General features: G+C 56.1%; 19 protein-coding genes. 8 read left to right on the top strand and 11 right to left on the bottom strand.

Annotated elements, in window-relative coordinates; genetic code table 11:
• Nucleotides 1-163 precede the first annotated feature (163 nt).
• From G6L28_RS06115 to trmFO, 3 genes are all read left to right on the top strand, one after another.
• Nucleotides 164-937: a competence/damage-inducible protein A gene (locus G6L28_RS06115; protein ID WP_174062888.1), complete on the top strand. Its 774-nt coding sequence runs from the start codon at nucleotides 164-166 to the stop codon at nucleotides 935-937.
• A gap of 121 nt (nucleotides 938-1058) precedes the next feature.
• Nucleotides 1059-1904 (top strand): universal stress protein, encoded by an 846-nt coding sequence (locus tag G6L28_RS06110; protein ID WP_174062887.1) that lies wholly within the window; start codon nucleotides 1059-1061, stop codon nucleotides 1902-1904.
• A gap of 151 nt (nucleotides 1905-2055) precedes the next feature.
• Nucleotides 2056-3528 (top strand): methylenetetrahydrofolate--tRNA-(uracil(54)-C(5))-methyltransferase (FADH(2)-oxidizing) TrmFO, encoded by a 1473-nt coding sequence (gene trmFO / locus G6L28_RS06105; RefSeq protein WP_174062886.1) that lies wholly within the window; start codon nucleotides 2056-2058, stop codon nucleotides 3526-3528.
• Here trmFO and G6L28_RS06100 read toward each other — a convergent pair.
• From G6L28_RS06100 to yajC, 5 genes are all read right to left on the bottom strand, one after another.
• Nucleotides 3477-3962, bottom strand: a complete 486-nt coding sequence (locus G6L28_RS06100; protein WP_174062885.1) for a hypothetical protein — start codon at nucleotides 3960-3962, stop codon at nucleotides 3477-3479. The two genes, trmFO and G6L28_RS06100, sit on opposite strands and share 52 nt — an antisense overlap.
• A 101-nt stretch (nucleotides 3963-4063) precedes the next feature.
• Complete coding sequence (locus G6L28_RS06095; RefSeq protein WP_174062884.1) at nucleotides 4064-4912, bottom strand: phytoene/squalene synthase family protein; 849 nt, start codon at nucleotides 4910-4912, stop codon at nucleotides 4064-4066.
• Nucleotides 4913-4926: 14 nt separating this feature from the next.
• Nucleotides 4927-5319, bottom strand: coding sequence for an Mth938-like domain-containing protein (locus tag G6L28_RS06090; protein WP_174062883.1), 393 nt, complete (start codon nucleotides 5317-5319; stop codon nucleotides 4927-4929).
• Nucleotides 5319-7880 carry a protein translocase subunit SecDF gene (gene secDF, locus G6L28_RS06085; RefSeq protein ID WP_174062882.1) on the bottom strand — a complete coding sequence of 854 codons (2562 nt, stop codon included), beginning with the start codon at nucleotides 7878-7880 and terminating at the stop codon, nucleotides 5319-5321. The genes G6L28_RS06090 and secDF overlap by 1 nt, the downstream gene beginning before the upstream one ends.
• 63 nt (nucleotides 7881-7943) lie before the next feature.
• Entirely contained in the window at nucleotides 7944-8300 is a 357-nt protein-coding gene (yajC, locus tag G6L28_RS06080) for a preprotein translocase subunit YajC (protein WP_174062881.1), read from the bottom strand.
• A gap of 246 nt (nucleotides 8301-8546) precedes the next feature.
• Here yajC and G6L28_RS06075 point away from each other — a divergent pair, with 246 nt between their 5' ends.
• Entirely contained in the window at nucleotides 8547-9419 is an 873-nt protein-coding gene (locus G6L28_RS06075) for an ATP-binding protein (RefSeq protein WP_174062880.1), read from the top strand.
• Nucleotides 9420-9644: 225 nt separating this feature from the next.
• A complete protein-coding gene (locus tag G6L28_RS06070; RefSeq protein ID WP_174062879.1) occupies nucleotides 9645-10544 on the top strand; it encodes a PhnA-like protein in 900 nt (299 codons plus the stop codon).
• 123 nt (nucleotides 10545-10667) lie between these two features.
• Here G6L28_RS06070 and G6L28_RS06065 read toward each other — a convergent pair whose 3' ends face one another.
• The 4 genes from G6L28_RS06065 to G6L28_RS06050 form a co-directional block, all read right to left on the bottom strand.
• The gene (locus tag G6L28_RS06065) at nucleotides 10668-11441 is read right to left on the bottom strand and encodes an amino acid ABC transporter ATP-binding protein (RefSeq protein ID WP_174062878.1); all 774 of its coding nucleotides are present in this window, start codon (nucleotides 11439-11441) and stop codon (nucleotides 10668-10670) included.
• 11 nt (nucleotides 11442-11452) lie between these two features.
• Entirely contained in the window at nucleotides 11453-12610 is a 1158-nt protein-coding gene (locus tag G6L28_RS06060) for an amino acid ABC transporter permease (protein WP_174062877.1), read from the bottom strand.
• A gap of 3 nt (nucleotides 12611-12613) precedes the next feature.
• Nucleotides 12614-13810 carry an amino acid ABC transporter permease gene (locus G6L28_RS06055; protein ID WP_174062876.1) on the bottom strand — a complete coding sequence of 399 codons (1197 nt, stop codon included), beginning with the start codon at nucleotides 13808-13810 and terminating at the stop codon, nucleotides 12614-12616.
• A gap of 105 nt (nucleotides 13811-13915) precedes the next feature.
• The gene (locus tag G6L28_RS06050) at nucleotides 13916-14938 is read right to left on the bottom strand and encodes an amino acid ABC transporter substrate-binding protein (RefSeq protein WP_174062875.1); all 1023 of its coding nucleotides are present in this window, start codon (nucleotides 14936-14938) and stop codon (nucleotides 13916-13918) included.
• A gap of 342 nt (nucleotides 14939-15280) precedes the next feature.
• Here G6L28_RS06050 and G6L28_RS06045 point away from each other — a divergent pair, with 342 nt between their 5' ends.
• Complete coding sequence (locus G6L28_RS06045; protein WP_174062874.1) at nucleotides 15281-16468, top strand: cystathionine beta-lyase; 1188 nt, start codon at nucleotides 15281-15283, stop codon at nucleotides 16466-16468.
• On the opposite strand, the gene G6L28_RS06040 is transcribed toward G6L28_RS06045, so the two are convergent.
• Both G6L28_RS06040 and G6L28_RS06035 read right to left on the bottom strand, forming a co-directional pair.
• On the bottom strand, nucleotides 16465-17634 hold the full coding sequence (locus G6L28_RS06040) for an FAD-dependent monooxygenase (protein ID WP_174062873.1): 1170 nt from the start codon (nucleotides 17632-17634) through the stop codon (nucleotides 16465-16467). The genes G6L28_RS06045 and G6L28_RS06040 overlap by 4 nt on opposite strands.
• A 25-nt stretch (nucleotides 17635-17659) precedes the next feature.
• Nucleotides 17660-17905, bottom strand: coding sequence for a zinc-finger domain-containing protein (locus G6L28_RS06035; RefSeq protein WP_174062872.1), 246 nt, complete (start codon nucleotides 17903-17905; stop codon nucleotides 17660-17662).
• A gap of 153 nt (nucleotides 17906-18058) precedes the next feature.
• Between G6L28_RS06035 and G6L28_RS06030 the strand changes: the two genes are divergently transcribed.
• Nucleotides 18059-18841 carry an alpha/beta fold hydrolase gene (locus G6L28_RS06030; protein ID WP_174062871.1) on the top strand — a complete coding sequence of 261 codons (783 nt, stop codon included), beginning with the start codon at nucleotides 18059-18061 and terminating at the stop codon, nucleotides 18839-18841.
• Between the two features lie 136 nt (nucleotides 18842-18977).
• Nucleotides 18978-19802, top strand: coding sequence for a serine O-acetyltransferase (gene cysE, locus G6L28_RS06025; RefSeq protein WP_174062870.1), 825 nt, complete (start codon nucleotides 18978-18980; stop codon nucleotides 19800-19802).
• Nucleotides 19803-19894: the final 92 nt, after the last annotated feature.

Genomic DNA, 19894 nt, shown 5'->3' with positions numbered 1-19894 from the left:
AAGCTACCAAAGCGGTTGCGCAATTTCCAGACGGTGAGACGCGACGCATCGTTTCCTATTATCGAACAGCAGGCGCTGACACAGTCAGGGTCCGTCTGCAAAACATGTTGCAATCGGCGCAGGCGGGTTTAACCTCGAGAGACAATTCAAAGTGAGTGCCTCCATGTCTTCTCCCTCTTCCCACACCCCCACTGTCTCTGCCGCGATGCTCGCGATCGGCGATGAGCTTTTGTCAGGGCGAACCAAGGACAAGAATATCGGGCATCTCGCCGACGTCCTCACTATGTCTGGGATCGACCTTAAGGAAGTCCGCATCGTGGCCGACGAAGAGCAGCCGATCGTGGAAGCAGTCAATGCCTTGAGGGCGAGATATGACTACGTCTTCACCTCCGGAGGCATCGGTCCAACCCATGACGACATAACAGCCGACGCCATCTCGTCCGCCTTTGAACTGCCCTGCGAGCATGACGCCGATGCGATGCGCATTCTTGGCGATATGTACCGTGTCCGCGAGATGGAATTTACCGACGCGAGAAAGCGTATGGCGCGCATGCCGCGTGGAGCCAAGCACATTGCCAATCCCGTTTCCGTTGCGCCAGGCTTCATCATCGGCAATGTCTACGTCATGGCGGGCGTGCCGCAGGTGTTTCAAGCCATGCTGGACAATATAGTACCAACGCTAAAGACCGGCACTAAAATCATGTCCCAATCCGTTCGCTCTCCCTATGGCGAAGGCGATATTGGAACGCCGTTGACCGAAGTCCAAAAGGCGCATCCGACGACGAGCATCGGATCCTACCCGAAATATGATGGCCAGCGTTTTTCCACGGAGATCGTCGTGCGTGCCCGCGACCTTGCGGCACTGGATGCGGCCACCCGGGATATTACAAGCATGATCGAAAAAATCGCAGAACAGAAATCCGCTGCAACACCGTGATCGGGCCATATAGCCCAAGCCAAGTTGATATCGGTCAAAGCAACATCAGGACCACTGCCGCATGATCTGAGCGGATTTCTTTGAAGGAAAACATTCGAGTGGATGCGTAAGGAGAAAGATCATGGGATACAAAACGATACTTGCCGTCATCGACACGACCGACAACGCTCGCAGACTTGACGTTTTCATCACTGCATTTGCCAGGGAATTCTCCGCGCATGTCGTTGGTCTCCACATGGAAACACTTGCGGACGTTCCCCTCGTGGCTCCCATGGAAATTCCCGATCCAGCGACTGTGCAAGCCGTGCAGGAGGTCGCGCATAAAGAAACGGCGGAGGCTGGCCAGATTTTTATCGAACGAATGACCGGTCACGGCATATCCCATGAATGGCGCAGCCTTGTTTCATCCGTAGGTTACTCGTCCAACGCGTCCGTCCACAGCGCCCGATGCGCGGACCTCATCATCGCACGTCAAACGGATTCATCCTCTCTTTCAGATAGCCGGGCCGAACTGGATAGCTTTCTTTACGAAAGTGGTCGTCCGATACTCCTCGTCCCTCATTCGATGATGGAGACCAAGCCAATCAAGCGCGTCATGATCGCGTGGAACGGCTCGCGGGAAGTAACGCGTGCAACATTCGATGCGCTACCTTTTCTGCTGGCGGCGGACAGCGTCGAGGTCTTTTCTGTTGCCCAAGATGAAAGTGAGACGAAAGAGAGCGGTTTGGCTGGCACCGAAATAGCGGCAACGCTCGCCCGACACGGCGTCAATGTAAGCGTGACTTCGCAGGAAAAAATCCATGGCGTTTCGCCTCAAACCGCTATCGAGAAGAGGCTGTCCGATGGAACAGTCGACTTGCTGGTGATGGGTGCCTACGGCCATTCCCGTTGGTGGGAAATGCTTTTCGGCGGCGTCACCCATCGCCTGCTGGAATCCATGACCGCCATGACGTTGCTCTCACGATAGCAAGCACTTCTGCCGAGGCGAAAATGTTTGGCGCTTCGCTTTGCCCGTGATACTGCATCCGCAAACGGCCTCTTGACGATATGAGGCCCAGCCAATCAAACAGTATGATCACGCCGGCTGCGCAATGGTGCGGCGTGACGGTGTGAGCAAGATGCAAGACAAAACAGTTTCTCCCATTCACGTCATCGGCGGCGGCCTTGCCGGCTCGGAAGCCGCATGGCAAATTGCAGAGGCTGGCGTACCGGTCATCCTGCACGAAATGCGCGGCGTTCGCGGGACGGACGCACACAAGGGCGATAGCCTTGCAGAACTCGTCTGCTCCAATTCCTTCCGCTCCGATGATGCGACGGCCAATGCCGTGGGCGTCATCCACGCCGAAATGCGCCTTGCCCGTTCGCTCATCATGGCCTGTGCAGACAGGCATCAGGTTCCTGCGGGCGGCGCGCTTGCGGTGGATCGCGACGGCTTTTCGGAGGCCGTGACGGCGGCGCTCGCAGCCCATCCGCTGATCACCATCGTGCGTGAGGAAGTGACTGGCCTGCCACCAAAGGAGTGGGACAACACCATCATCGCCACCGGGCCTTTGACCTCACCCGATCTTGCCGCTGCTATTCAGGCTGAGACCGGTGAAGATGCCCTCGCCTTCTTCGACGCCATTGCGCCTATCGTTCACCGCGACAGCATCAATATGGATATCTGCTGGTATCAGTCGCGCTACGACAAGGTTGGCCCGGGAGGCACAGGCAAGGATTACATCAACTGCCCGATGGATCAGGAGCAATATTTTGCTTTCATCGACGCATTGATCGCGGGCGATACGGTCGGCTTCAAGGAATGGGAGGGTACGCCCTATTTCGATGGCTGCCTGCCGATCGAGATCATGGCAGAGCGCGGTCGTGAAACCTTGCGCCATGGTCCGATGAAGCCCATGGGTCTGACGAACGCGCATAACCCGGCCGTCAAAGCCTATGCCGTCATTCAGTTGCGGCAAGACAATGCATTGGGCACGCTTTACAATATGGTCGGCTTCCAGACGAAGCTGAAGTACGGCGCTCAAGCGGACATCTTCCGCATGATTCCGGGCCTCGAAAATGCGGAATTCGCCCGCCTCGGTGGCCTGCACCGCAACACCTATATCGATTCTCCGAGGTTGCTCGACCCATCGCTAAAACTGAAGTCACGTCCGGGTGTGCGATTTGCCGGTCAGATCACCGGCTGCGAAGGCTATGTCGAAAGCGCATCCATTGGCCTGCTCACAGGTCGCTTTGCCGCAGCCGAACAGCTCGGCCAGCCTGTCAGTCTTCCTCCTGCAACGTCGGCGCTTGGCTCGCTGCTCAACCACATTACCGGCGGCCATCTGTCGACGGACGAAGAGCCGGGCAAACGTTCCTTCCAGCCAATGAACATCAATTTCGGCCTGTTCCCGGAACTTGCTCCGGGCTCCATCGTCAAGCCGGAGGGCGTCAAGCGTTTTCGTGGCAAGGACAAGACGATCATGAAGCGTCAGCTGATGGCCAGACGTGCTCTAACCGACTGCGCGGCGTGGCTTGGCGTTGAAGCACCCGTGTTCAATCAGGTGGTCGACGATGAAGGTTCAGGCGTCAGGGAAGAATCGGCGGCCTGATCTGTATCGACCTCGGCAGCTTCCAGATAGCTGCCGAGCAGCCATAAGGATACCTCCGCCGCCTCGCCTGCCGTTTTGAAGCGATACGCACCGCTGTACTTTGGCGAATCTTCAAACGTCACCACGAAACCGTCACCGGTTTCAAGATGCTCGACCCGAATGCGCTCGGGATCCAGCAGCATACATGCGTGATGCTTGCCCATATTGCGCATGAAACCGGCCTTGTTATCGTGAAGACGAACAAATACGGTTTTGCCGTCCGCCGTCATATGCAGGCTGCGGATTGCCTCATTTGGGAACGCGCGCGAGAAATCGATAATGGCCTGGCCCGTATCACGGCGCTCATCATCTTCCGTGTCTTTTCGCATACGCCACACATAATAGGCAAAAACGCATAGCGGAATGAGGATGATGATCCAGACCGTCAGACTCATCGATGTCGCTCCATGGCGGCGGTTTCCAGATGTGATGCGCACAAAGCGCCTCGCGTAAGAGCGCTTTTTAATCGTCGAGGCTTGCGTGAGCGTGGAATTGCCTAAAACCGCTTCAGGAACGATGCCTTGGCGAACAGCCATTGACGGCGCAGAAGCGATGGCTGGATATCGGCTTCAAGCACATCCGCACCAGCCTTGCGCGCCTTCTTCAAAACTTGGCCGACAATCGAAACGGGCACGAAAGCTGGAAACACGCTTGAAGCCACCTGCGCATTGCGAGCCTTTTCCAAATGGTCGTGCGCATGTGCAACAAAGATTTCGATAACCGCATTTATCCGGTCGCGATCTTTCCCCTCGAGGAAAGTTTCCCGATCGAGCCCTGTTGCCGCAAGCATATCCTTCGGCACGTAAACCTGTCCGCGACGACGGTTGAGCGGCATCAAAAGCAGCATGCCAGCCATGGCCTGTGCCACTCCGGCGTGACCGGCGGCATCTGCACTTTGCTTTGCGTCGTCTGGCGAAAGAACGATGCTGGAAAGCTGGATCAGTGCCGAGGCTGTCTCCCCGGCATAGCCTTCCAGTGCATTGCGATCTTCGAACGTGTCATCGTAAAGATCGAAAACCCTTGCTTCGATCATGTTGATCAGGGTCTGGCGCGGCAGACTATGTGCGGCGATGGCATCCAGCAGGGCTTTAGCTATCGGATGGGAATGGCTGTCACCATGCGGATTACCTTCAAGCAAATCGCGCCACCATTGCATGCGCACTTCGCCAGGAAGTGGTTCGCGCACCAGATCACGAATGCGGGCAATTTCAGCGTTGAAGGCGTAGAGCGCAGCCAGCGCCTCGCGTTTGTCCTCCGGCGCTAGAAGGCAGGCCAGATATCGGTCTCTATCCATGTCACGCAGCATGGAAAGGCACGCGTCCTCATCAGCCGTCGGCTCAGTCATGGAGTTCCGTTCTTTCAGCCTTCTACGGCAATCAGCGCAGCAGCGACAGCCCGCGATTCCGAAAGCATGATGTTGTAGGTTCTGACCGCCGCTCCGGTGCTCATCGGATCAGCGGAAATTCCCGCCTCTTTCAGCGCAAGCCTCAATTCCTTCGGAGTGACCCGCATGGAATCGCCTGTTCCGATCAGCAGAAACTCTATGTCGACTGCCTGTTCCAAGACCTTGGCGAAATCTTCCACCGTCAGCTTTGCACCATCTGTCGCGTCCCATCCGTGAATGCCAGAAGGCAGGCACAGCAGAGAGCCTCGATGCGACATATCGGCGAAACGAAAGCCGTTATTACCGTAGGCATCGATTGGCGCCCGGCCGGGAAAATGGGCCGGGCGTATCTCTATTCCACCTGCCATCAGTGGACCGGCTTACCGTTCACGATGACGGTCTTCTCGTCTTCCGCATTCTCCGCATCATTGCCGCTAGGGCGCAGCTTGAAGGCGATGAGAACTGGTGCCGCAATGTAGACCGACGAGAACACGCCGATACCGACACCGAAGAGCATGGCGAAGGTGAACGACCGGATGACCTCGCCGCCGAACAGATAGAGCGACAGCAGCGCCAGCATGACGGTCAGACCTGTCAGAATGGTACGCGACAGCGTCTGGTTCAGCGAAACGTCGATGATCATCGACAGCGGCATCTTCTTGTATCGACGCAGGTTTTCACGAATTCGGTCATAAATGACGACGGTGTCGTTCAGCGAATAACCGATGATCGTGAGAATGGCCGCGATACTGGTGAGGTTGAACTCGATGCCGAGGAACACGAACAGGCCGATGGTGAACACCACGTCGTGGACCATCGAGATGATCGCACCCAGGGCGAACTGCCATTCGAAGCGCATCCAGATGTAGATCATGATGGCAACCATCGCTAGCGCGATACCGATGGTAGACGTGAACGTCAGGTCACCGGAAACTGCAGGTCCCACCACTTCCACACGGCGGAAGTCGTAATTGTCCTGCAAGGTATCGCGCACCATGGTGATGGCGGACTGCTCGGCGTTTTCTCCGCCTTCCTGAGCCTGAATTCGGATCAGCGCATCCTGCGAAGAGCCGAAGCTCTGCGCCTGAATTTCACCAAGGTTCAACTGGCTCAGACGATCACGGATATCTCCGAGATCTGCATCGCCTTGCTTTGCCTTCACTTCGATGATGGAACCGCCCTGGAAGTCGATGCCGAGGTTCAAACCTTTAGCCACGAAACCGCCAACGCAGGTCAGCATGATGACGCCCGTGATACCGAACACCAGACGGCGGTACTTCATAAAGGGAATGTCCTTGCCATCGAAAATGGCAGTACGAATCCCCTTCGGCAGGTGCTTCGGGCGCGAACGACGTACCCACACGCCGAACAGCCACGCAGTCAGCGTGTAGGCCGTGAAGACTGTCGTGAGAATACCGACGGCGAGCGTCACCGCAAAGCCCTTAACCGGACCCGTGCCCATGTAGAACAGCACAGCCGCGACGATGAAGGTCGTGATATTGGCGTCGATGATCGTCGCAAAGGCTCGGGTAAAGCCATTTTCCAGCGATGAAATCAGCGGTTTGCCGCTTCGCACCTCCTCGCGTATGCGCTCGTAAATCAGAACGTTGGAATCCACGGCCATACCGATGGTCAAGACAATACCCGCGATACCCGGTAAGGTCAGTGTCGACCCGATGATACTTAGTACTGCCAGCAGCATGACGATGTTGACGATCAGTGCAATGTTGGCAAGCAGGCCGAAGAAGCCGTAGAAAACGAACATGAACAGCACGACACCGACAGCACCGATGGCGCTGGCAGTGAGGCCCGCATTGATCGAGTCGTTGCCGAGGCTCGGACCAACCGTGCGCTCTTCGACCACGGTCAGCGTTGCAGGCAGGGCACCGGCGCGCAGCAGCACAGCCAGATCGTTTGCCCCCTGAACCGTGAAGTTACCGGAAATCTGGCCTGATCCACCAATGATCGGCTCGCGGATGACCGGGGCAGAGATGACTTGGTTGTCTAGGACGATGGCGAACGGACGACCGACATTCTGCTGCGTGGCCTGCGCAAAACGCTGCGAACCGCGGCTATCGAAGCGGAAGGTCACGACCGGCTCGTTGGTCTGCTGGTTGAAGCTCGCCTGCGAGTCCACGAGGTTGTCACCCGACACCAGCGCGCGGCGTTCTACCAGATAGGGTACCGGTGGATCGTCCTGCGAATAGAGAACTTCCGACGTTGCTGGTGGTCGACCGTTCATCGCCTCCTGGACCGGCATGGACGTGTCGACCATACGGAAAGAGAGCTTGGCCGTCTGGTTCAAAAGCGATTTCAGACGCTGCGGATCCTGAAGACCTGGCACCTGCACGATTATGCGATCAGCGCCCTGACGCTGGATCAGAGGCTCGGTCGTGCCGAGTTCATCGACGCGGCGACGCACGACTTCGATAGACTGCGAAACCGCAGAGGACAGACGGTATTCGATTCCTTCATCCGTCAAGTTAAGGCGGAGCAGGTTGTCACCGCCATCGCTCATCGAGACTTCGGTTACCGACGTCCCGACCAGCGTTCCAACAGAAACTGGCTGTGTCAGATCGCGAAGCGCCGTCTTTGCGGCCTCGTACTGTGCCGGATCGCTGATGCGAACCTGGATCTGCTGACCGTTGCCCGCCAGCCCGGAATAGCGGATGTTTGCATCGCGAAGCTGCGTGCGCACATCGCCTACGATTGTTTCGAGGCGTTCCTTCACGATGTCGGAACGCTCGATCTTGAGCATGATGTGGGAGCCACCCTGAAGGTCGAGACCTAGAGTTACCTTATTGTTCTTGTACCAGTTGGGCATGCCCTCCAATTGCTTGTCGGTGAACAGGTTTGGAGAAGCGATAACGACGCTTATCAGCACGGCTAGCCAGATGAAGGCTGTTTTCCAGCGGGAAAAATGAAGCATTTCGGTCTCGGTCAGGGTTGGGTGTGAGAACCCAGGCTGCGTTGTGCCGCAGCCTGCTTATTGTTACTTCGCGTTCGCGGGAGCTTCGGTCTTGACCGGCTCACCCTTTACACGAACCTCGGCGATATAGGTGCGCGACGCGCGAACCTTGACGCCTTCGGCGATTTCGACTTCCAGTTCATTGTCGTCGATGACCTTCGAAACCTTGCCGACGATACCGCCGCCCAGCACGACCTGATCGCCACGGCGAATAGCGGTGAGCGTTTCCTGGCGCTTCTTCATCTGCGCGCGCTGCGGCCGGATGAGGAAAAAGTACCACACCACCATCAGGGGCGCAAAAAGGAAAAGCATCTCGAGGCCAGACCCCAGAGCGGATGGTGCGCCTGCTGCATCCTGTGCAAAGGCTTGGCTAATGAACATAAAAAACTCCTCAGATTTCGGGCGCAGTTTCAGCGGCAGTCTCGGCCACTGGCCAGCTTTCAAGCCGCCGAAATATAGTTGCGATCCCTTAGAATGCAACAGAAAGACATGGCTGCGAGTACCGTTTCCACGCCTCTTACCCTTTCGACACCGGAAACACCATGCTAACCCGACGAAATTCCATATCTATACAGCCCGATACCGGCTTTGATGCCCGACTTTGACAGACCGCAAGGAGGCAAGACCATGACGCCAGAAGAAACCAACGCATTGCTGCTTTCCGAAGTACGGCGTCTGGCAGATGCTTTAGAGCGGCTTGCAGGCCCCGCCCCCGCCGTAAATGACTGGAACAGCGCCGATTGCTTCGTCTGGGTACCGGCAAATGCGTGGCTTCAACCGGTCAAGCGGCCCAACCGCGTTGCGTTGAAACTCATTCGCGGCGTTGATCATGTACGCGATATTCTCCACGAAAACACATTGCGCTTCGCGGAAGGTTTCGCGGCCAACAACGTGCTTCTGTGGGGAGCGCGTGGCATGGGCAAATCCTCGCTGGTCAAAGCTGTTCACGAAGACGTGCGGGCAGCGAGTGGGGCTTCATTGAAGCTTGTGGAAGTTCACCGCGAAGATATTCACACTCTTACAGCCCTGCTAGACATACTGAAATCGGCACCGCACCGCGTCATTCTCTTCTGCGATGATCTTTCCTTCGATCATGACGACACGGCATACAAGTCACTCAAGGCAGCGCTTGATGGTGGTATTGAGGGACGGCCCGACAACGTGTTGTTCTACGCCACCTCCAATCGCCGCCACCTCCTGCCTCGCCACATGATGGAAAACGAACAATCGACCGCCATCAACCCTTCCGAGGCAGTGGAGGAAAAAGTGTCCCTATCGGATCGTTTCGGTTTGTGGCTTGGCTTCCACAAATGCAGCCAGGACGATTACCTGTCCATGATCGATGGCTATGCGAGCCACTTCGATTTGGGCCTACCCCAGGAAACGCTCCATCACGAAGCGCTTGAATGGGCAACGACGCGCGGCGGACGCTCAGGCCGCGTTGCGTGGCAGTATATTCAGGATGCGGCCGGACGATTGCGCAAGCCGCTGAAATTGTGAAGCAGCATTGAGAGCGTTTCTGCTTTTGTTGAACGCACGAAACGCCTCGGCGTGCATTGTGATCGACAGCATGGAACGCCTGGAATGACTTTACCGAGCAATGATTTAGACAGCTGAACTCTGCGATTTACTTATTTAGCATTTCCCTCTTCGGCATCAGGAACAATCCGATCACAATGCCGTTTGTTCGCACACGCGCTCAGCGTGGCGAGACAGGAGAGAAAAATGTCTGATCAGGCAAGATATACCGTTGGTCACGCTGGTGCCCGTACGACTGGGTGGCCATATTCGTTCAAACAAGTGTCCTGGGGGGGCATTCTTGCGGGGGTAGCAGTTGCATTGACGTTGCATTTGCTGCTCAATCTTCTCGGTCTTGCCATCGGCGCTGGCGTCATCGACCCGGCACAGAACGACAGCCCCACCGCCGCCAGCCTTTCGACTGGCTCCGTGATCTGGGTGATCGTCAGCGGCATAATTGCAGCTTTTATCGGTGCCTATGTCGCCAGCCGTCTGTCAGGGCGTTCGTCTCGTTCTATCGGCGCTCTACACGGCTTGACCTCGTGGGCCGTGACGACACTCATCGTCTTCTACATGTTGACGACCTCTGTCGGAGCGCTGGTTGGTGGAGCCTTCACAGGTGTAGCAAGTATGTTTTCCGGCGCGGGTTCTACGATTGCAACTGCGGCCACGACCGCAGCACCGGCATTGGCAAATGCAAATAACCCGATGGCGACGATAGAGCAGCGCGTGCGTGAAGCCTCTGGCGGAAACGATCCGCAGGCACTTCGTGATACGGCTGTGACTGCGGTTAGCGCCGTGCTGACCGGCGACCAGGCCCAGGCAGAAGACGCGCGCAATCGTGCGGCAGACGCCCTCGCCCGCGCTCAAGGCATTCCTGTAGATCAGGCTCGCCAGCAGGTCACCGAATACGAAAACCAGTATCGTCAGGCCGTTGAGCAGTCGAAGACTAAAGCCACGGAAGCCGCTCAGGCAACGGCCACTGCAATCTCCGCCGCCGCTTATGTTGCGTTCGGCGCGCTGTTAATCGGCGCAGTTGCGGCCCTCTTTGGCGGTAGCATAGGCGCTGCCCGCGTGGAGCGCGACCGGGAGACCGTTATCGAGTAAGATCGTCCCTTACACGCTGTCAATGAAAAGCCCCGGAGGCATCAGCTTCCGGGGCTTCTTTTTACGACTGCAAAACGCCTAATATCGGCATTCTCCATCAGCCACACAAATCCCATGGAAGGATTAGTGAAGTATCTGGCTGAGAAACAATCTCGTGCGTTCGTGCTGAGGATTGTCGAAGAACTCGGCAGGCGAATTCTGTTCGACGATCTGGCCTTGATCCATGAAGATGACCCGGTTCGCGACCTGGCGTGCGAAGCCCATTTCGTGGGTCACGCACAGCATGGTCATGCCGTCTTCGGCAAGGCTCACCATCGTATCCAGAACTTCCTTGACCATTTCAGGGTCGAGCGCGGACGTCGGCTCATCGAACAGCATGATCTTTGGCTTCATGCAGAGCGAGCGGGCGATCGCCACGCGCTGCTGCTGACCGCCGGAAAGCTGGCCCGGATACTTGTGCGCCTGCTCGGGAATCTTGACGCGCTTCAGATAGTGCATCGCGATTTCCTCGGCTTCCTTCTTGGGCATCTTTCGAACCCAGATCGGAGCCAGTGTGCAGTTTTCGAGAATGGTCAGATGAGGGAAGAGGTTGAAGTGCTGGAACACCATGCCAACTTCGCGACGAACCTCATCGATCTTTTTCAGATCGTTGGTCAGTTCGATATTGTCGACCTTGATGCTGCCCGACTGGTGCTCTTCGAGACGGTTAATGCAGCGGATCATCGTGGATTTGCCAGATCCCGAAGGACCGGCGATGACGATGCGTTCGCCTTTCATGACCTTGAGATTGATATCCCGCAGCACATGAAAATCGCCGTACCACTTGTTCATGCCGGTGATTTCGATTGCGACGTCAGTCGTCGAGACTTCCAGCTTTTTTGCTTGGGCTTCTGCCATGAAATTTCCCCTTATTTCTTATGTCCGGTATCGAGATGGCGCTCCATGAACAATGAATAGCGCGACATGCCGAAGCAGAATATCCAGAATATGAACCCGGCGAAAACATAACCCGTGACTGGTGTCACCGGTGTCGCCCAGTTCGCATCCGACTGGTTGAGGTTTACGATACCCAGAAGGTCGAACATACCGATGATCGATACAAGCGACGTATCTTTGAAAAGACCGATGAAGGTGTTCACAATCCCGGGAATGACGAGCTTCAAGGCCTGCGGAAGAACGATCAGGCGCGTCTTCTGCCAATAATTGAGGCCGAGCGAATCCGCACCTTCATACTGTCCCTTCGGAATGGCCTGAAGACCCCCGCGAATGACTTCCGCCATATAGGCAGAGGCAAACAGCGAGACGCCGACGAGCGCACGCAGGAACTTGTCGAAGGTCCAGCCATCCGGCAGGAACAGCGGCAGCATGATCGAGGCGAAGAACAGAACGGTGATCAACGGAATACCGCGAATGACTTCGATGAAGGTCACGCACAGCGTCTTGATCACTGGCATGTTCGACCGGCGGCCAAGCGCCAGCAGAATGCCGAATGGCAGCGACACTGTGATCCCAAAGAACGACAGGATCAGCGTCACCATCAGGCCGCCCCAAAGCTGGGTTTCCACGCGTGGCAGGCCGAAGTAGCCGCCAACGAGCAGGAAGAAGGACACGAACGGCAGTACGATGAACAGCAACAGGGCGTTCAGTCCCTTAAAGGGGGCCTTCGGAATCAGCATCGGGATCAAGAGGATGAAGAATGCCGCAGCCACCAGAAGCGGACGCCAGCGTTCTTCAAGCGGATAACGTCCAAACATGAACTGCTCGAACTTGGCATTGACGAAAGCCCAGCAGGCTCCCGCCTGTCCATCCGGGATCGCGCCGCCCTGAGCAACCGTCAGGCATGCCGTGCGATCAGTGCCGGTCCATGTGGCGTGGATGAACAGCCACTCCACCAAAGGCGGAATGATGTAGACCAGAAACGCGATTGCAACCACGGTCAGAACGACATCCTTGGGTGTTGCAAACAGCTTGGTTCGCAGCCAATGGGCAACGCCCACCTGGCTGGATGGCGCAGGTGCCTGAGGCACCATTTCACCGCGAACATATGTGAGGGTGTTGGATGTCATTGCTTATCTCTCCACCAGCGCCATCTTCGCGTTGAACCAGTTCATCAGGATCGCAGTCGTGAGCGACAGCGACAGATAGACCACAAGCCAGATCGCAACGATCTCGATTGCCTGTCCACTCTGGTTGAGAACCGTGTTTCCAACGCTGACGAGTTCCGAGAAACCGACCGCGACGGCCAGCGAGGAGTTCTTTGTGAGGTTGAGATACTGGCTTGTCAGCGGCGGAATGATGATGCGCATCGCCTGCGGAACCACCACCAGACGGGTCGTCGTGCTGGAGCGAAGGCCCAGAGCATCGGCAGCTTCCGTCTGCCCTTTCGGAACGGCCTTGATACCACCACGGACAATTTCAGCGATGAAGGACGCTGTATAGAAAGAAAGCGCCAGATAGATCGACATGAATTCAGGGCCGATGACTGCGCCACCGGTCAGGTTGAACTTGCCGGCAACCGGCATATCGAAGGTCAGCGGCGAACCGATGGCCAGAAATGTCAGGACGGGCAGACCGATGATAATCGCGGTGCCGACGATGCCGGTGCGGAACGGCTGCCCGGTACGCATCTGCCGGGCTTTGGCCCAACGATAAACGAAGACGGTGATGATGATGCCGACAAGAAACGCCAGAGGGACCATCCATATGCCTTCGCCCCAAAGGAACTTCGGATAGAAGAAGCCGCGATTGTTGAGATAAGTGCCAAGCGGCATTTCAAGCGATTCACGGGCCTGAGGCAGGATCGTGATGACACCCTTGTACCAGAAGAAGATGACCAGAAGCGGCGGCAGGTTACGGAAAATTTCCACGTAGGCCTGAGCCAGCTTCGACACCAGCCAGTTCCGCGACAGCCTGGCAATACCGACGATGAAGCCGATGATCGAAGCCGTGATGATACCAAGCACCGCGACCTGAAGCGTGTTGAGGAAGCCGACGAGAAGTGCGCGCGCGAAGGTATTATCGTTATTATACGCGATCAGCGACTGACCGATATCAAACCCTGCGCGTCCGTTAAGGAAGCCAAATCCCGTTGAAATATTTGCTCTTTGAAGATTGTGGATCGTATTGCTAGCTATAATCCAGATAAACAGTCCGAAAAGAACGACTGTTAGAACCTGATAAAATATCGACCGCGCTTTCGGGTCGTATATTATGGACGTCGCGCCAGATGCGCTGGACGGTCCAGTTTGGATCGCCTTGCCTGCCATAGGCACCTTTCCCTCTATATGCTCTTTGCGAGCTTATTCTGATAATTTGAAGGAGGCAGGGATGATTTCCCCGCCTCCCGCATCAACTTTTGGATGTAAAGCTTGTTAGCGTACTGGAGGAGCGTACTGCAGGCCGCCCTTCGTCCACAATGCGTTCTGGCCACGCTCGATCTTCAGCGGCGAACCGGCACCAACGTTACGGTCGAAGACTTCGCCGTAGTTACCGACGTGCTTGATGATGTTGTAGGCCCATTCATTGGTCAGGCCGAGATCGGTACCGATCTTGCTGCCTTCTTCTGTGCCCAGCAGACGCTTGATGTCCGGGTTGGCGGAAGCCTTCTGCTCATCGACGTTTGCGGAGGTGATACCGAACTCTTCAGCGTTGACCATGGCGTAATGAACCCAGCTCACGACGTCGAACCACTGGTCATCGCCCTGACGAACGGCCGGTCCAAGCGGCTCCTTCGAAATGGTTTCCGGCAGAACTGCGTTTTCGTCCGGGTTCTTCATCTTGAGGCGGATAGCATAGAGGCCGGACTTGTCCGTGGTGTACACGTCGCAACGACCAGAGTCGTAAGCGCCGGTCGCGTCGGATTCCTTTTCGAAGACAACCGGGTTGTACTGAAGGTTGTTCGTCTTGAAGTAGTCAGCGAGGTTGAGTTCCGTGGTGGTACCCTGCTGAACGCAGACAGACGCGCCGGAAAGCTCGAGAGCGGACTTAACGTTAAGAGAGTTTTTAACGATGAAGCCCTGGCCATCGTAATAGTTCACGGTGCGGAAGTTGAAGCCGAGCGAGGTATCGCGGCTGATCGTCCAGGTCGTGTTACGCGTCAGAACGTCGACTTCACCGGACTGGAGAGCCGGAAAACGGTCCTTGGATGTCAGAGCGACGAACTTTGCCTTGGACGGATCACCAAAAACAGCAGAGGCAATGCCGCGGCAGTAATCGACGTCGATACCGGACCATTCGCCCTTGTCGTCAGGGTTGGAGAAACCCGGAATACCCGAGCTCACACCGCAAGTAACGAAACCCTTCGACTTGACGTCCTGAAGCGTTGCGGCAGATGCAGCCGATGCAGCTCCCAAAACTGCTGCGCCAATAGCGGCTGACAGAAGTGCCTTTTTCATTTTTCCCAACCTTTGTATCTTTTTTTCAGATCAGGAGAGACACGCATCCGCATGACGACCGCGATAGTCTCCCCGCTTCACCTCCCGGTGTGCGTTCCTATCACAATCGCAATTGCCGTCACGGTCAAGACTTTCGCGAAGCAATTGTGTCTAAAAAACGGAATTTTCAAAAAAGAGACATTTTAATGGGCAAATGGCTAATAATTACGCTAATTTAGATGAAAAACTGCTCATCCTGTCAGGCAGGTAGACTGCCTTTCCACGACCCCTGATAACGAACTATTGACCTCAAACCAGTTTCCCGACCATGGTCAACCAATAACGTATGAGAGACATTGCAGCATGAAAGACAAAAACGGGATACTTCACGGCGCGGGTGCCAACACGCGTCTTGCTCACCTGGGGAATAATCCTGCCGACTACTTCGGCTTCGTCAACCCACCGATTGCACGCGGTTCGACCGTATTGTTTCCAGACGCTGCAACACTCGTCTCCGAGGACCAGAAGTATACTTACGGAACGCACGGCACGCCCACCACGGATGCGCTGTGCAATATGATCGATCAACTGGAGGGCTCGGCAGGCACGATTCTGCTGCCGTCCGGGCTTGCTGCGGTGACCGTACCGTTTTTGGCCTATCTGAAGTCCGGCGATCACGCGCTGATTGTCGATTCGGTCTATTACCCTACCCGTCGTTTCTGCAACACAATGCTGAAGCAGTTCGGCGTCGAAGTAGAGTACTACGACCCCGCTGTTGGCGCCGAAATCGAAGCACTCATTCGCCCCAACACCCGTCTGATCCATCTGGAAGCGCCCGGCTCGAATACTTTTGAAATTCAGGACGTGGGCCTGATCGCCTCGATCGCACACCGGCACGATTGCGTGGTGACGATGGACAACACATGGGCGACGCCGCTCTATTTCCGTCCGCTTGACCATGGAGTGGACGTCTCCATCCATGCCGCGACGAAATACCCGGCAGGCCACTCCGATGTGCTGATGGGCTTTGTTTCCGCAAACGAAAACCACTGGGCAAAACTGGAGCAGGCTAACCGCAATCTCGGCCTCTGCGTCACTTCGGACGACGCATATCAGGTTTTGCGCGGAATGCGCACGATGGGTATTCGGCTGGAACACCACCGCAAAAGCGCGCTTGCGATTGCCGAATGGCTGGAAAGCCGCCACGACGTTGCGCGTGTTCTTCACCCCGCTCTTGAGAGCTTTCCGTCGCATGACATCTGGAAGCGCGACTTCAAGGGCTCAAGCGGAGTCTTCTCATTTGTGCTGAAGGCGGATGAAGGAAAATTCAAAGAAAAATCTCACGCTTTTCTCGATGCACTTTCGATATTCGGGCTTGGCTTTTCCTGGGGTGGCTACGAATCGCTCGCTGTTTTGGTCAATCTTCGTGACAGGACGGTTGCCAAGGGACCAACGGAGGGTCCGGTCATACGTCTACAAATCGGTCTGGAAGATGCCGCGGATATCAAGCGGGATCTAGAAGCAGGCTTCGCAGCAGCGGCGGCGATCTAAAGGCCATTTGCACGATATCCATAAAGCCAGTCGAAATCCGCCAGAAATTTTTCTGGCGGTCGCATCGACAGTAAAATATCGCGCCCGATCCGCAACGGGCCACTGGCATGATAGGCAAACTTGTTGAGAGCAGCTCTCTTGCGCGCTTTTGCAATACGAGGAATGCGATGCGCCTCAAAGGCTATCAACGCGTCTTGTAGTGATTTGCGCTCATAGACGAAAGCGGAGAGTTCGAACGCATCCTCGATGGCCATGGCAGCGCCCTGCGCCGCAAACGGCACCATCGCATGGGCAGCATCGCCGATCAGAACCATATCGTGACCGTTCTGCCACTTCCCCTGCCCGGCTTCAAACAGCGGCCACAGCGAGGTCTCTCCCGCACGTTCGAACAGATCGTTGAAAGCAGGGTTCCAGCGGCGAAACTGCTGTTGCAATAGTTTTTTTTGCTGCCCTTGCGCTTCTGCTTGCCAGGTATCACCCGGGTTTGCACCGGCGGAAATGGCTACGATATTGTAGCTGACCGTTTCTGCCAGTGGATAGATCACCACATGAGCGGATGGACCTAAAAACGCAGTAACTGAGTTCGGATTCAGGAACTGCGGCGCATCTTTTTGCGCAACCGTGAAACGCCACGCTATGTCGCCGGAAAAGGAAGCCGAGGGACTACCCGGCACCGCATATCGAGCACTCGACCACACGCCATCCGCCCCGATCACTAGATCGGGCTCGACAAATGTCGTGGCGGCAATAGCTGATTTGCTGGCGGACTCCAGCCGCTTGCCAAGGTGGAGGCGGCACAGCGGATTGGCAGTAACAGCGGCGAGCAGCGCTCGCTGCAACGTCGCTCGATGCAGGACGCCATAAGGTGCCCCCCAACGCTCCCTCGCCATTTGCCGCATCGGTAACGAAACCATTGTCTTCAACCCAAGCCCTGACGCAAGGTTGACCGATTCCGGCTCAAGCCAATTCTCCTCAAGTGTGGGCAGAACATCGAGCGCGGCTAGAATACGAGCCGCATTGGGCGATATTTGCAGACCCGCGCCAACCTCTTCCAGCTGTGCGGCCTGCTCGATAATCTCGGAGCGAATACCATACTTGGCAAAAGAAAGGGCTGCGGTAAGACCGGCGATACCGGCACCGACGATAGCAACAGATTTTACGGGCATGAAAAGCCCCAATAAAGTTAAGAGTTTACGCTGCCTTCACATGAAAGACGCAGCCGGGCGGGTTGGTCTGAGTGGCCTTGAGCGACGAATTATAACGGAACAGGGTGGAGCAATAGGAGCAGACTTTCTCATTATCATCGCCCATATCGATGAAGATATGCGGATGATCGTAAGGAACCGACGCGCCAGTGCACATGAATTCCTTGACACCGATTTCGATCATGCGATGTCCGCCGTCGTTCTGGAAGTGAGGAATGGTATGCCCGGCCATGTTTGTCTCCAAATGCAACTTCGTCGTTGAGCCAACGCTCGTATTTTTACGAGTATGTAGCCTTAAATGCGTTCGACCTCCACAGAAATCATCGTCAAATATTTTCAAGCTTTCGATTTCCTGACATATGGTGCGGGAAAAAGGATGTCCTTGATGAATCTCAACCTTCCGCAGTTTTCGCATTTTTCTCGCAATGGATTGCAGCTTGCCTATCTCGACGAGGGCGATCCTTCAGGCGAACCGGTGCTGTTGATCCACGGATTTGCTTCGAGTGCTGCGGTCAACTGGGTCCATCCCGGCTGGGTCAAAACGCTTGGAGACGCCGGTTATCGCGTCATTGCCATAGACAATCGCGGTCACGGCGCCAGCGATAAACCTCACGAACCGGAAGCCTATTACCCCTCCGTCATGGCTGAAGACGCCGTGGCACTGTTGAACCATCTGGGCATACCGGAAGCGCATATCATGGGTTATTCCATGGGTGCGCGCATTTCGGCTTTCCTCGCATTGGCTCATCCTGAACGCGTCCGCTCGCTGGTTTTTGGCGGGCTCGGCATTGGCATGGTAGATGGCGTGGGTGACTGGGACCCCATCGCAGACGCGCTGCTTGCGCCTTCGCTGGATGTCGTCACCCATGAGCGCGGTCGCATGTTTCGGGCATTTGCAGACCAGACGAAAAGCGACCGGATTGCGCTCGCGGCCTGCATCGAAACATCGCGCGTGCTCGTGAGCCGGGAAGACGCGGCAAGGATCGATGCGCCTACCCTGATCGCAGTGGGTACGAAAGACGACATCGCAGGTTCCGGGCAGGAACTGGCTGAATTGATGCCTAACGCACGGGCCATCGATATTCCCAACCGCGACCACATGCTTGCGGTGGGTGACAGGGTCTTCAAGGCTGCAGCGCTCGAGTTTTATCAGGGACTAAAGAAGTAGCTCGTCAAGAAATGTGGTTTCATAAAGCTTTCAGAAAAACTGATGGTTTCGCGCCTTTAACCTCATTGGGCGATCCCCATTTCTATGCGAATAGTTTTTCTGTATAAAAGACACTACGGTTCAAGGGAGACCCTTTATGGTCGCACGCACAGAGGCACGTCAGTCGGATCAACTTTCCGTAGTCGATCCAATCTGGGGCAGTCTTTTGAACGAGGCGCGCGCTGCTGCGTCTCAGGACCCGCTGCTTTCTGCCTTTTTCTACTCCACGATCTTGAATCACCGATCGCTGGAAGAATGCGTAATCTACCGTATCTGCGAGCTTCTGGACCATCCGGACATTCAGGCGGTTCTGCTGCGGCAAACCTTTGAGGAGATGCTGGAAGACTGGCCGGAGTGGGGCAGCATCCTGCGCGTGGATATTCAGGCGGTCTACGACCGCGATCCCGCCTGCTCGCGCTTCATGGAGCCTGTGCTTTACTTCAAGGGCTTTCAGGCAATCCAGACCCACCGCCTTGCGCACTGGCTTTGGAACAATGGCAGACGCGACTTCGCACTTTATCTGCAAAGCCGCTCATCCAGCGTATTCCAGACTGATATCAACCCGGCTGCCAGGATCGGCAAAGGCGTATTCCTCGATCACGCCACCGGCCTTGTCGTGGGTGAAACGGCGGTCGTCGGCGACAACGTTTCCATTCTCCACGGCGTAACGCTCGGCGGCACGGGCAAAGAAGGCGCGGATCGCCATCCGAAAATCCGAAGCGGCGTGCTAATCGGCGCGGGTGCGAAAATCTTGGGCAACATCGAAATCGGCAGTTGCTCACGCATCGCAGCGGGTTCGGTTGTGTTGAAACCCGTTCCTCCCAAAGCGACCGTTGCAGGCGTCCCTGCCAAAATCGTCGGTGAAGCAGGGTGCAGCGAACCATCGCGCATCATGGACCAGATCATTGGCGCGGATATCTGACCGCGCATCGTTCCGTCCGTGTGGATCATGCGGACGATTTGCCTCTTTGACTTTACTTTCGCCTTTAACCCATGCCACAAGCGGCTCAGATT

The sequence above is a fragment of the Agrobacterium larrymoorei genome (genome assembly GCF_013322225.1).
Classification (GTDB): domain Bacteria; phylum Pseudomonadota; class Alphaproteobacteria; order Rhizobiales; family Rhizobiaceae; genus Agrobacterium; species Agrobacterium larrymoorei_A.
Note: the sequence above shows the minus strand (reverse complement) of the source record. Positions and strands in the feature narration are given on the sequence as shown.